Here is a 12,702-nt window from a genome sequence, read left to right as displayed (position 1 = left end):
ACCAGAGCCTATCCCCATGGCCGAACTCAGCGCACTCTTCCACGGCTTCAGCGTGATCCTCACGCCCATGAACATGCTCCTCATGCTCGTGGGCATCGTGCTGGGCGTCCTCATCGGCGTGCTGCCCGGACTGGGCGGCGCCAACGGCGTGGCGATCCTGCTGCCCCTCACGTTCACGATGTCGCCCACCTCGGCGATCATCATGCTGTCCTGCATCTACTGGGGCGCGCTGTTCGGCGGCGCCATCACCTCGGTGCTGTTCAACATCCCGGGCGAACCGTGGTCGGTGGCCACCACCTTCGACGGCTACCCGCTGGCGCAGCAGGGGCGGGCAGGGGCCGCGCTCACCGCCGCGTTCACCTCGTCGTTCGTCGGCGCCTTCGTCGCCGTGGTGATGATCACCTTCCTGGCGCCGCTGGTCGCCAAGTTCGCACTGAAGTTCGGCCCGCCCGAGTTCTTCGCGGTCTACCTCCTCACCTTCTGCAGCTTCGTCGGCATGGGCAAGGGCTCGCCGGCCAAGATCCTGGCCTCGATGGCGATCGGCTTCGCGCTGGCCGCGGTGGGCATGGACACCGTCACCGGCCAGCTGCGCCTGACCTTCGGCATCCCCGACCTGATGCGCGGCTTCGACTTCCTGATCGCCGTGATCGGCCTGTTCGGCATCGGCGAGATCCTGCTGTCGATGGAGGAGGGCCTGGCGTTCTCCGGCAAGTCGGCCAAGATCAACCCCAAGGTGGTGCTCGAGACCTGGAAGGAACTGCCCCGCTACTGGGTGACGTCGCTGCGCAGCGCGCTGGTCGGCATCTGGATGGGCATCACCCCCGGCGGCGCCACCCCGGCCTCGTTCATGGCCTACGGCCTGGCCAAGAAGATGTCCAAGGACGGCGCCAAGTTCGGCACCGGCCAGGTCGAGGGCGTGGTCGCCCCGGAAACCGCTGCGCACGCCGCCGGCACCAGCGCGCTGCTGCCGATGCTGGCCCTGGGCATTCCCGGCTCGCCGACGGCTGCCGTGCTGCTGGGCGGCCTGCTGATCTGGGGCCTGCAACCCGGCCCGCTGCTCTTCGTCGAGCAGAAGGACTTCGTCTGGGGCCTGATCGCCAGCATGTACCTGGGGAACCTGGTCGGCCTGCTGGTGGTGCTCACCACGGTGCCGTTCTTCGCCGCCATCCTGCGCATCCCGTTCTCGATCGTGGCCCCGGTCATCATCGTGATCTGCGCGATCGGCGCCTACACCGTGCACAGCGCGATGCTCGACGTCTGGTTCATGCTCGGCTTCGGCGTCATCGGCTACGTGTTCAAGAAGCTCGACTACCCGCTGGCGCCGCTGGTGCTGGCCCTGGTGCTGGGCGACAAGGCCGAGGACTCGTTCCGCCAGGCGATGCTGGTGTCCCAGGGCAGCCTCGGCGTCCTGTGGTCCAACGCCCTGGTCGGCTCGATCTCCACGCTGGCCCTGGTGCTGCTCGGCTGGCCGATCATCAGCAAGCTGATCGCCAAGGTGCGCCCGCCCAAGGCGCCCCTGATCGCCGAAGAGCAACCGGTCGACTGACCCTTCACCGAGGCGCCCGCCATGCCCGTCATCGCACTGACCCAGGAAATGGGGTCGCTCGCCAAGGACGTGGCGCTGCGCCTCGCCGAGGTGGCGCAACTGCAGGTGCTGCGCCACGAAGTCCTCGAGCACGTCGCCGGTAAGCTGGACGTTCCCACCAGCCTGGTCAAGCGTCTGCGCGAGGGCAAGGCCGGCATCGTCGAGCGGTTCGCGGCCGATCCCGGCCGGGTGGCTGTCTACACGGCCCAGGAGGTCTATGCGCTGGCCTCGCGCGGCAACATCGTGCTGCGCGGCTGGGGCGCCACCTGTCTGCTGCGCCCGGTGCGCCACGCGGTGCGGGTGCGCGTCACCCGCCCGTTCGAGCAGCGCGTGCAGTGGCTGATGGACAAGCTGGACACCGACGACGCGGCCATGGCCGAGGCCGAGGTTCGGCGCAGCGATGCCGCGCACGCGGCCCGCATGCACGCCCAGTTCGGCGTCACCTGGGGTGACCCGCTGCTGTACGACGTCGTCCTCAACACCGACCGGCTGTCCATCGACAGCTGCGTCGAGCAGATCCTGCACCTGGCCGGGCGGCCGGAGTTCCAGGAAACCGAGGCTTCGCGGGAAGTGCTGGACAACCTGGCGCTCGAATCCGCGGTGCGTGCGGCGCTCAAGGAGCAGCCGACCACGCAGGCCGTCGACATCAGCATCGAGGCCGTACAGGGCCGCGTCGTGTTGCGCGGCATCGTGCTCACGGCCGCCGAGAGCGCCGAGGCGGCGCGCGTGGCCGCCACGGTGGCCGGCGTCGGCAAGGTCGACAACGAACTGCGGCTCATGTCCATCACGCGCCGCTTCGCGTCCGCCAAGACCTGACCCCAGCGGGTGTGTCGTGCCGCCCTCAGATCTTGCCGCGCTGCTTCAGCCGGCTCAGCGTCTCGGCCGACAGGTTGAGGTAGGAAGCGAGTTCCTTCTTCGGGATGCGTTCCTGCAGGTCGGGATGCCGGCGCACGAAGCGCTTGTAGCGGCCGGGCGCATCGAGCAGGTGCAGCGTGATGGTGTGCGCCATCACGTCGCTCATGAGTTGCATCACGAGGTATTCGAACGAGCGCCGGATCTCTTCGTGACGGGCGAGGAACTGCTCCCACTGCGGCATCGGCAGCACGGCCACCCGCGTCTTGGTCACGGCCACGATGCTGTAGGGCGTGCGCGAGCCGAGCTTCCAGGCGGCGTAGCTGGTCTCCATGTCCCTCTCGGCGGCGAAGCGAAGGATCATCTGGTGCCCCTCCGCGTTGCTCACCACCCGCTTGAGGATGCCGTCCAGCACGAAGTACTGGTGCATCTCGTAGACACCCTGCTCGAGGAGCACGTCGCCCTTGTTGCACTCGAGGATGGACAGGTGCGGCTCGAGCTCCGCACTCTGTTCCCCGTTGATCCCCTTGAGCACCGCGTTCTGGCGCAACTGGACGCGGATGATGTTCCTGTCGGAATGCTCGTCGATGGAAGTCATGGAGCCGGATCGCTGCCGGGGCCTGGCTTTCGCACCCTCGGGAATCGCGCTGGATCTTTCAAAAATTGACCGCGGTCAATGGAGAACGGAAACCGCGATTCCTATGATAACGCCGCGCTGCAAATGAACCTGCAGCCCAACTTTGGAGACTAAGCATGACCAGTGAAACGCAAGCTAAAGAGACGGATGGTTTCCATCTGGTCATCGATGCGTTGAAGCTCAACGACATCGACACCATCTTCGCTCTGCCCGGTATCCCCATCACCGATTTCCTGCGCATTGCGCAGGGCGAGGGCATGAAGGTCATCTCGTTCCGCCACGAGCAGCACGCCGGCAATGCCGCCGCCGCCGCCGGCTTCCTCACCCAGAAGCCCGGCATCTGCTTCACCGTGTCGGCGCCCGGCTTCCTGAACGGCCTCACCGCCCTGGCCAACGCCACCACCAACTGCTTCCCCATGATCCTCATCTCGGGCTCCAGCGAGCGCGAGATCGTCGACCTGCAGCAGGGCGACTACGAGGAGATGGACCAGCTCGCCATCGCCAAGCCGCTGTGCAAGGCGGCCTTCCGCGTGCTGCACGCCGAGGACATCGGCGTCGGCATCGCGCGCGCCATCCGCGCCGCGCTGTCGGGCCGTCCCGGCGGCGTCTACCTGGACCTGCCGGCCAAGCTGTTCGCGCAGACCATGAACGCCGATGCCGGCAAGAAGTCGCTGATCAAGGTCGTCGATCCGGCGCCCAAGCAGCTGCCCGGTGCCGACGCCGTCAAGCGCGCCGTCGACCTGCTCAAGGGCGCCAAGAAGCCGCTCGTCATCCTGGGCAAGGGCGCCGCCTACGCACAGGCCGACGCCGAGATCCGTGCCTTCGTCGAGAAGAGCGGCATCCCCTACCTGCCGATGTCCATGGCCAAGGGCCTGCTGCCGGACAACCATGCCCAGTCGGCCTCCGCCGCGCGCTCCTACGTCCTGGCCGAAGCCGACGTCGTGATGCTGGTCGGCGCGCGCCTGAACTGGCTGCTGTCGCACGGCAAGGGCAAGACCTGGGGCGGCGCCTCGTCCAAGGAAGCGGGCAAGCAGCAGTTCATCCAGATCGACATCTCGCCGACCGAGATGGACAGCAACGTGGCCATCGCCGCGCCGCTGGTGGGCGACATCGGCTCGTGCATCGGCGAGTTGAACAAGGCCATGGGGTCCGGCTGGAGCAAGCCGCCGGCCGACTGGACCGGCGCCATCGCCGACCGCAAGGACAAGAACCTCACCAAGATGGCCGAGACGCTGTCGAAGAACCCGCCGGTGATGAACTTCCACAGCGCGCTCAACGTGCTGCGCAACGCGGTCAAGGCCAACCCGGACGCGATCGTGGTGAACGAGGGCGCCAACACGCTCGACTTCGCACGCTCCATCGTCGACATGTACGAGCCGCGCAAGCGCCTCGACGTGGGCACCTGGGGCATCATGGGCATCGGCATGGGCTTCGCCGTCGCCGCCGCCGTGGTCACCGGCAAGCAGGTCATCGCCATCGAGGGCGACAGCGCCTTCGGCTTCAGTGGCATGGAAGTCGAGACCATCTGCCGCTACAACCTGCCGGTGTGTGTCGTCGTCTTCAACAACAACGGCATCTACAAGGGCACCGACAAGAACCTGAGCGGCGGCGCCGACATGGCCCCCACGCTGTTCGTGAAGGACTCCCGCTACGAGTTGATGATGCAGGCCTTCGGCGGCGTCGGCGTGCGCGCGGCCACCCCCGAGGAACTGCAGAAGGCGATCGACGAGGCCGTGGCGTCGGGCAAGCCGACCCTCATCAACGCCATCATCGACGAGACGGCCGGCACCGAGAGCGGCCGCATCACCAGCCTCAATCCCGCGGCCGCCAAGAAGGCAGCCGCCTGAGCACCTCCAACCAGAATCACCAGGAGCTAACCATGAGCACCCAGAACCTGCCCCTGAAGGGCATCAAGATCATCGATTTCACCCACGTGCAAGCCGGCCCTGCCTGCACGCAGTTGCTGGCCTGGTTCGGCGCGGACGTGATCAAGCTGGAGCGTCCCGGTGCCGGCGACGTCACCCGTAGCCAGTTGCGCGACATCCCCGATGCCGACGCGCTGTACTTCACGATGCTCAACAGCAACAAGCGCGGCCTGACGCTGGATACCAAGACGCCTGCCGGCAAGGAAGTGCTGGAGAAGCTGATCAAGGAAAGCGACGTGATGGTCGAGAACTTCGGCCCCGGCGCGCTCGATCGCATGGGCTTCAGCTGGGAGTACATCCAGCAGCTCAACCCGAAGATGATCCTGGCGTCCGTCAAGGGCTTCAGCGACGGCCACCACTACGAGGACCTGAAGGTCTACGAGAACGTGGCGCAGTGCGCCGGCGGTTCGGCTTCCACCACCGGCTGGTGGAAGGGCGAGAACTCCGAGCCGACGATCTCGGCCGCGGCGCTCGGTGACTCCAACACCGGCATGCACCTGGCCATCGGCATCCTGACCGCCTACATCGGCCGCCAGCAGACCGGCAAGGGCCAGAAGGTGGCCGTGTCCATGCAGGACGCCGTGCTGAACCTGTGCCGCGTGAAGATGCGCGACCAGCAGCGCCTGGAGCGCCTGGGCTACCTGGAGGAGTACCCCCAGTACCCGCACGAAATGGATGCCTTCAAGGACAAGGTCACCCCGCGCGGCGGCAACGCTGGCGGCGGCGGCCAGCCGGGCTGGATCCTGAAGTGCAAGGGCTGGCAGACCGACCCCAACGCCTACATCTACTTCACGGTGCAGGGCCACGCCTGGGAGCCGATCTGCGACGCCATCGGCAAGCCCGAGTGGAAGACCGATCCGGCCTACACCACGCCCAAGGCGCGCCAGCCGCACATCACCGAGATCTTCGCCACCATCGAGGACTGGCTGAAGGACAAGACCAAGTTCGAGGCCGTCGACGTGCTGCGCAAGTTCGACATTCCGTGCGCCCCGGTGCTGTCGATGAAGGAACTGCTGCGTGACGAGTCGCTGCGCAAGAGCGGCTCCATCGTCGAGGTGCAGCACCCGGTGCGCGGCAGCTACTACACGGTCGGCTCGCCGATCAAGTTCTCGGACCTCAAGCCGCAGGTCACCGCGTCCCCGCTGCTGGGGCAGCACACCGACGAGATCCTGGGCGAGCTGGGCTACAGCAAGGACCAGATCGCGACGATGCACGCGATGAAGGTGGTCTGACAGAACTCGCGGCGGGGCCCCGGCTCCGCCGCCGTTTTCGCACAGGACGACAACCATGCAAGGAACCGTGGACTACAAGCAGCTGGTCGAGGTCATCGGCGACGGAGTGGTGGTGTGCGATCCCAAGGGGGTCATCACGTACTGGAACGCTGCGGCAACGCGCATCTTCGGCTTCAGCGAGCAGGAGGCCCTGGGCCAGTCGCTGGATCTCATCATCCCGGAGCGCCAGCGCCAACGGCACTGGGACGGCTATGACAAGACCATGGCGACCGGCCTCACGCGCTATGGCAACGACGTGCTGCGGGTACCGGCCCTGCACAAGGAAGGGCGGCCGCTGTCGATCGCCTTCACCGTGGCCCTGCTGCGCGACGCGGCTGGCCAGGTGGCCGCCATCGTGGCGGCGGTGCGCGACGAAAGCGCGCGGTTCGCGGAGGACCGCAATCTCCGCAAGCGCCTCACGGAACTGGAGATGCAGGTCCGTGGAACGGGTGGGCCAGCCCAGCCGTGAGCTGGGCGTGCGCCCGATAATGGAGAGTTGACCGCGGGCTCGCGCCCGCTGCTTCCTCGCATCCGGCGTCCTGCCGGGCACCCTCTCGGAACACCATGACCAAAGCGCTTGAAGGGATTCGCATCCTCGACTTCACCCACGTCCAGTCCGGACCCACCTGCACCCAGTTGCTGGCCTGGTTCGGCGCCGACGTGATCAAGGTCGAGAGAGCCGGCGAGGGGGACGCCACGCGCGGCCAGCTGCGCGACATCCCCGACGTGGACAGCCTCTATTTCACGATGCTGAACCACAACAAGCGGTCGATCACGCTCAACACCAAGACGGCCGCCGGCCGCGAGGTGCTCGACTCGCTGATCAGGCACTGCGACGTGCTGGTCGAGAATTTCGCGCCCGGCGCGCTGGACCGCATGGGCGTGACCTGGGAGCACATCCAGAAGACCAATCCGAGGATGATCCTCGCGTCGGTCAAGGGCTTCGGGCCCGGCCCCTACGTCGACTGCAAGGTCTACGAGAACGTCGCCCAGTGCGCCGGCGGCGCGGCCTCCACCACCGGCGACCCTGATGGCCTGCCGATGGTGACGGGCGCGCAGATCGGCGACAGCGGCACCGGCCTGCACCTGGCGCTTGGCATCGTCACCGCGCTGTTCCAGCGCGAGAAGACCGGCCGCGGCCAGAAGGTGATGGCGGCCATGCAGGACGCCGTGCTCAACTTGTGCCGCGTCAAGCTGCGCGACCAGCAGCGCCTGGAGCGCACGGGCGAGCTGCGCGAGTACCCGCAGTACCCCGAGATCGAATTCGGCGAGGCCGTGCCCCGGGCCGGCAACGCGTCGGGCGGCGGCCAGCCGGGTTCCATCCTGAAGTGCAAGGGCTGGCAGAAGGATCCCAACGCCTACATCTACTTCATCACGCAGGGCGCCGTCTGGCCTGCCATCTGCAAGGTGATCGGCGAGGAGGACTGGATCACCAATCCGCACTTCGCCACGCCGCAGGCCCGCCTGCCGCACCTGAAGATGATCTTCGACCGCATCGAGGAATGGACCAAGACCAAGACCAAGTTCGAGGCCATGGACATCCTCAACGAGTTCGACATCCCCTGCGGCCCGATCCTGTCGATGAAGGAGATCGCCGAGGACGAGTCGCTGCGCGCCACGGGCACCGTGGTCGAGGTCGACCATCCGGCGCGTGGCAAGTATTTGACCGTCGGCAATCCGATCAAGCTGTCGGACAGCCAGACGGAAGTGACGCGCTCGCCCCTGCTGGGCGAGCACACCGAGGAGGTGCTGCGGCAGCTGGGCTACAGCGGCAGCGACATCGAGCGCCTGCGCACCGAGGGTGTGCTGTGACGCCCAACACACAACAATGAACCATCCCGTCATTCCCATCGCCGTCCAGGAAGTCTCCCGCCAGCGACGGCGCGAAGCCCCCAAGGGGCGCCGGGTCGAGCCGCAGGCGCTGGCCGACGTGCAGCGCCTGCTGGGCGACGCCTCGCGCCAGCCCGACCTTCTGATCGAGCACCTGCACAAGCTCCAGGACCATTTCGGCCACCTGCCGGCGGCGCATCTGGCGGCGCTCGCGCAGGAGATGAGGATGGCGCAGGCGCAGGTCTTCGAGGTCGCGAGCTTCTACCACCACTTCGACGTGGTGAAGGAGGGCCAGGACGCGCCGGCGCCGCTCACGGTGCGCGTGTGCGAGAGCCTGTCGTGCGAGATGGCAGGCGCCGGCGAACTGATGGCCAAGCTGCCCGCGCTGCTGGGGCGCGAGGTGCGTGTGCTGGCGGCGCCCTGCGTGGGCCGCTGCGAACAGGCGCCCGTGGCGGTGGTCGGACAGAACCCGGTGCCCCGCGCCAGCTGCGAGGCGGTCGTCGCCAAGGTGCAGGCCGGCGCGACGCGGCACGAGCCCGAGCCCTACACCGACCTCGCGCAATACGCGAAAGCGGGAGGCTATTCGCTCCTGAGCCGCTGCATCAACGGCGAGGTGGCCGTCGAGGACGTCATCAAGACCATGGAAGGGTCGGGGCTGCGTGGCCTCGGCGGCGCTGGCTTCCCGGCCGGACGCAAGTGGCGCATCGTGCGCAACGAGCCGGGCCCGCGCCTGATGGCGGTGAATATCGACGAGGGCGAGCCCGGCACGTTCAAGGACCGGATCTACCTCGAGCGCGACCCGCACCGCTTCCTCGAGGGCATGCTCATCGCGGCCTGGGCCGTGGGCATCGACCGCATCTACATCTACCTGCGCGACGAATACCACGGCTGCCGCGCGCTGCTCGAGGCCGAACTCGAGAAGCTCAAGGCCAACCCGCCGGTGACGCTGCCCGCCATCGAGCTGCGCCGCGGCGCCGGCGCCTACATCTGCGGCGAGGAGTCCGCGATGATCGAGTCCATCGAGGGCAAGCGCGGCATGCCGCGGCTGCGGCCGCCCTACGTGGCGCAGGTCGGGCTGTTCGGCCGTCCGACGCTGGAGCACAACTTCGAGACCCTGTACTGGGTGCGCGAGATCCTGGAGAAGGGCGGCGAGTGGTTCGCCTCGCAGGGCCGCAACGGCCGCAAGGGCCTGCGCTCGTTCTCGGTCTCGGGCCGCGTGAAGGACCCGGGCATGAAGCTGGCGCCGGCCGGCATCACCATCCAGCAGCTCATCGACGAGTATTGCGGCGGCATGCAGGACGGCCATGCCTTCTATGCCTACCTGCCGGGTGGCGCCTCGGGCGGCATCCTGCCGGCCAGCATGAACGACATCCCGCTCGACTTCGACACCCTGCAGCCGTACGGCTGCTTCATCGGGTCGGCGGCGGTGATGGTGCTGTCCGACCAGGACACCGCCACGGCCGCGGCGCGCAACCTGATGCACTTCTTCCACCACGAGTCGTGCGGCCAGTGCACGCCGTGCCGGGTGGGCACCGCCAAGGCGGAACAGCTCATCGCCACGCCGCAGTGGGACCAGCAGCTGCTCGGCGAGCTGTCGCAGGTGATGCGCGATGCGTCCATCTGCGGCCTCGGGCAGGCCGCGCCGAACCCGGTCGACTGCGTCATCAAGTATTTCCCGCACGAGCTGCGCTGAGGAGCCCGCCATGAACGCAATCACGCGAACGGAACAGGCCCGCCTCGCCGAGCCGGCCGTGACCTTCAGTCTGAATGGCCGCGACGTCGCGGCCAGCGCCGGCGAGACGCTGCTCGAGGTGTGCAAGCGCGAAGGCGTCGACGTCCCGCACCTTTGCTACAAGGAAGGCCTGGAGACCGCCGGCAACTGCCGCGCCTGCGTGGTCGAGATCGCCGGTGAACGCGTGCTGGCGCCTTCCTGCTGCCGCGCCCCGGTGGCCGGCATGAAGGTCACCACCGACAGCGACCGGGCCGTCGCCTCGCAGAAGATGGTGCTGGAGCTGCTGCTGTCCGACCTCCCCGAGACCGCCTACACCCGCGGCAACGAGGTCGACTACTGGGCCGAGAAGTCCGGCGTAGGCAAGCCGCGCTTCGAATCGCGGGCGCAGCCGGCCGCCGACCTGTCCCATCCCGCCATTGCCGTCAACCTCGACGCCTGCATCCAGTGCACGCGCTGCGTGCGCGCCTGCCGCGACGAGCAGATGAACGACGTCATCGGTCTCGCGTTCCGCGGCGACGCCGAGAAAATCGTGTTCGACATGGACGACCCGATGGGGGCGTCCACCTGCGTCACCTGCGGTGAATGCGTGCAGGCCTGCCCCACGGGCGCGCTGCAGCCGGCGCGCGGCGCCGCACAGCACGTGCCCGACAAGAAGGTCGATTCGGTCTGCCCGTATTGTGGCGTGGGCTGCCAGCTCACCTACAACGTCAAGGACAACAAGATCCTTTACGTCGAGGGCCGCGACGGCCCGGCCAACCACGGCCGCCTGTGCGTCAAGGGGCGCTACGGCTTCGACTACGCGCACCATCCGCACCGCCTGACCAAGCCCCTGATCCGGCGTGCCGGCGTGCCCAAGACCGGCGACTTCGTGATGGACCCGGACCGCGTGATGGACGTGTTCCGCGAGGCCACCTGGGAAGAGGCGCTCGAACTGGCCGGCGGCAAGCTCAAGGCCATCCGCGACACGCACGGCCGCAAGGCGCTGGCCGGCTTCGGCTCCGCCAAGGGCAGCAACGAGGAGGCCTACCTGTTCCAGAAGCTGGTGCGCACCGGCTTCGGCACCAACAACGTCGACCACTGCACCCGGCTGTGCCACGCGTCGTCGGTCGTGGCACTGCTCGAAGGCATCGGGTCCGGCGCGGTGTCCAACCCCGTCATGGACGTCACCAAGGCCGACGTCGTCATCATCATCGGCGCCAATCCCACGGTGAACCACCCGGTGGCCGCCACCTGGATGAAGAACGCGGCCCGAGCCGGCACCAAGCTCGTCATCCTCGACCCCCGCCGCTCGGAACTGGCCCGCTTCGCGCACCGCTACCTGCAGTTCAAGCCCGACACCGACGTCGCGCTGCTCAACGCGATGATGCACGTCATCGTCAGCGAGGGCCTGGTCGACCAGGCGTTCATCGCCAACCGCACCAGCGGCTACGAGGAACTGCGCAAGAACGTCGAGGGCTACAGCCCCGAGGCCATGGCGCCCATCTGCGGCATCGACGCCGACACCATCCGCGAAGTGGCGCGCCTGTACGCCACCTCCAAGGCGTCGATGATCCTGTGGGGCATGGGCGTGTCGCAGCACGTGCACGGCACCGACAATGCGCGCTGCCTCATCGCGCTGGCGCTGATGACCGGCCAGATCGGCCGCGAAGGCACCGGCCTGCATCCGCTGCGCGGCCAGAACAACGTGCAGGGCGCTTCCGACGCGGGCCTCATCCCCATGATGTACCCCGACTACCAGCATGTCAGCAGCCCCGAGGCGCGCGCTCGCTTCGAGCAGGCCTGGAAGCTGGCGCCGGGCACGCTCGACGAGAAGCCCGGCCTCACGGTGGTGGAAGTGATGGATGCCATCCACCACGGTGACATCCGCGGCATGTACGTCATGGGCGAGAACCCGGCGATGTCGGACCCCGACGCCAACCATGCGCGCGACGCCCTGGCGGCACTTGACCACCTGGTGGTGCAGGACATCTTCCTGACCGAAACGGCCTACCTGGCCGATGTCATCCTGCCGGCCAGCGCCTTCGCCGAGAAGACCGGTACCTTCACCAACACCGACCGGCTGGTGCAGCTGGGCCGCCAGGCGCTCAACCCGCCCGGCGACGCCCGCCAGGACCTGTGGATCATCCAGGAGATCGCCAAGCGGCTCGACCTGCGCTGGGACTATGGGCACGTGTCCGAGGTCTTCGACGAGATGCGCCGCACCATGCCCAGCATCGCGGGCATCACCTGGGAGCGCATGGAGCGCGACGACGCGGTCACGTACCCGTGCCCGAACGAAGGCGACCCCGGCCAGTCGGTGGTGTTCGTCGACGACTTCCCGCGCCCCACCGGCCGCGCGCGCTTCGTGCCGGCCGACGTCATCCCGGCGGCGGAGCGGCCCGACACCGAGTACCCGCTGGTGCTGATCACGGGTCGCCAGCTCGAGCACTGGCACACCGGCAGCATGACGCGCCGTGCCGCGGTGCTCGACGCCCTGGAGCCCGATCCGGTGGCGCTGGTGCACCCGCTGGACCTCGATGCCATGGGCGGACGCCCGGGCGACCTGGTCACCATCGAGTCGCGCCGCGGCAAGGTGTCGCTGTACGCCCGGGCCGACGAGAGCTCGCCGCGCGGCGCCGTGTTCGTGCCGTTCTGCTACTACGAGGCCGCGATCAACCGGCTGACGAACGCGGCGCTCGACCCGTTCGCCAAGATTCCCGAGTTCAAGTACTGCGCCATCCGTGTCACGCTGGGCGGTGAGCCGCCGGTGCAGAGCAGCTACGGCGGCGGACAGGCACTGCAGCAGGCGAAGAAGGCCGCGCTGGCCTGAGCGGGAGCGCGGGGGAGGGGGACACCCTCCCGCAGCCGGCTCGCAAGGAATGCCGGGCCAA

9 protein-coding genes are annotated in these 12,702 nt (G+C 67.9%); 8 read left to right on the top strand and 1 reads right to left on the bottom strand.

What is annotated here, in order from left to right; genetic code table 11:
- Positions 1-16 precede the first annotated feature (16 nt).
- Both GON04_RS18465 and GON04_RS18460 read left to right on the top strand, forming a co-directional pair.
- A complete protein-coding gene (locus GON04_RS18465; RefSeq protein WP_157399487.1) occupies positions 17-1,546 on the top strand; it encodes a tripartite tricarboxylate transporter permease in 1,530 nt (509 codons plus the stop codon).
- Between the two features lie 21 nt (positions 1,547-1,567).
- On the top strand, positions 1,568-2,401 hold the full coding sequence (locus GON04_RS18460; protein ID WP_157399486.1) for a cytidylate kinase family protein: 834 nt from the start codon (positions 1,568-1,570) through the stop codon (positions 2,399-2,401).
- Positions 2,402-2,426: 25 nt separating this feature from the next.
- Here GON04_RS18460 and GON04_RS18455 read toward each other — a convergent pair whose 3' ends face one another.
- Positions 2,427-3,035 (bottom strand): Crp/Fnr family transcriptional regulator, encoded by a 609-nt coding sequence (locus GON04_RS18455; RefSeq protein WP_157399485.1) that lies wholly within the window; start codon positions 3,033-3,035, stop codon positions 2,427-2,429.
- A 155-nt stretch (positions 3,036-3,190) separates the two neighbouring features.
- Between GON04_RS18455 and oxc the strand changes: the two genes are divergently transcribed.
- From oxc to fdhF, 6 genes are all read left to right on the top strand, one after another.
- Positions 3,191-4,921, top strand: coding sequence for an oxalyl-CoA decarboxylase (oxc, locus tag GON04_RS18450; protein WP_157399484.1), 1,731 nt, complete (start codon positions 3,191-3,193; stop codon positions 4,919-4,921).
- Positions 4,922-4,953: 32 nt separating this feature from the next.
- Positions 4,954-6,231, top strand: coding sequence for a formyl-CoA transferase (gene frc / locus GON04_RS18445; protein ID WP_157399483.1), 1,278 nt, complete (start codon positions 4,954-4,956; stop codon positions 6,229-6,231).
- A 55-nt stretch (positions 6,232-6,286) separates the two neighbouring features.
- Positions 6,287-6,739 (top strand): PAS domain-containing protein, encoded by a 453-nt coding sequence (locus GON04_RS18440; RefSeq protein WP_157399482.1) that lies wholly within the window; start codon positions 6,287-6,289, stop codon positions 6,737-6,739.
- Between the two features lie 95 nt (positions 6,740-6,834).
- On the top strand, positions 6,835-8,082 hold the full coding sequence (frc, locus tag GON04_RS18435) for a formyl-CoA transferase (RefSeq protein ID WP_157399481.1): 1,248 nt from the start codon (positions 6,835-6,837) through the stop codon (positions 8,080-8,082).
- Between the two features lie 16 nt (positions 8,083-8,098).
- The gene (locus GON04_RS18430) at positions 8,099-9,793 is read left to right on the top strand and encodes an NADH-ubiquinone oxidoreductase-F iron-sulfur binding region domain-containing protein (RefSeq protein ID WP_157399480.1); all 1,695 of its coding nucleotides are present in this window, start codon (positions 8,099-8,101) and stop codon (positions 9,791-9,793) included.
- A 10-nt stretch (positions 9,794-9,803) separates the two neighbouring features.
- Positions 9,804-12,641 carry a formate dehydrogenase subunit alpha gene (gene fdhF / locus GON04_RS18425; RefSeq protein ID WP_157399479.1) on the top strand — a complete coding sequence of 946 codons (2,838 nt, stop codon included), beginning with the start codon at positions 9,804-9,806 and terminating at the stop codon, positions 12,639-12,641.
- The last annotated feature ends 61 nt before the right edge of the window (positions 12,642-12,702 follow it).

Source organism: Ramlibacter pinisoli, assembly GCF_009758015.1.
In the GTDB taxonomy this organism is placed as follows: domain Bacteria; phylum Pseudomonadota; class Gammaproteobacteria; order Burkholderiales; family Burkholderiaceae_C; genus Ramlibacter; species Ramlibacter pinisoli.
The sequence above is the reverse complement of the archived record's forward strand: the minus strand, read 5'-3'. Positions and strand labels throughout refer to the sequence as shown.

Coding starts and splice junctions, on each gene's coding strand:
- GON04_RS18465 (WP_157399487.1), top strand. CDS start 17: ATGGCCGAACTCAGCGCACTCTTCCACGGCTTCAGCGTGATCCTCACG.
- GON04_RS18460 (WP_157399486.1), top strand. CDS start 1,568: ATGCCCGTCATCGCACTGACCCAGGAAATGGGGTCGCTCGCCAAGGAC.
- GON04_RS18455 (WP_157399485.1), bottom strand. CDS start 3,035: ATGACTTCCATCGACGAGCATTCCGACAGGAACATCATCCGCGTCCAG.
- oxc (WP_157399484.1), top strand. CDS start 3,191: ATGACCAGTGAAACGCAAGCTAAAGAGACGGATGGTTTCCATCTGGTC.
- frc (WP_157399483.1), top strand. CDS start 4,954: ATGAGCACCCAGAACCTGCCCCTGAAGGGCATCAAGATCATCGATTTC.
- GON04_RS18440 (WP_157399482.1), top strand. CDS start 6,287: ATGCAAGGAACCGTGGACTACAAGCAGCTGGTCGAGGTCATCGGCGAC.
- frc (WP_157399481.1), top strand. CDS start 6,835: ATGACCAAAGCGCTTGAAGGGATTCGCATCCTCGACTTCACCCACGTC.
- GON04_RS18430 (WP_157399480.1), top strand. CDS start 8,099: ATGAACCATCCCGTCATTCCCATCGCCGTCCAGGAAGTCTCCCGCCAG.
- fdhF (WP_157399479.1), top strand. CDS start 9,804: ATGAACGCAATCACGCGAACGGAACAGGCCCGCCTCGCCGAGCCGGCC.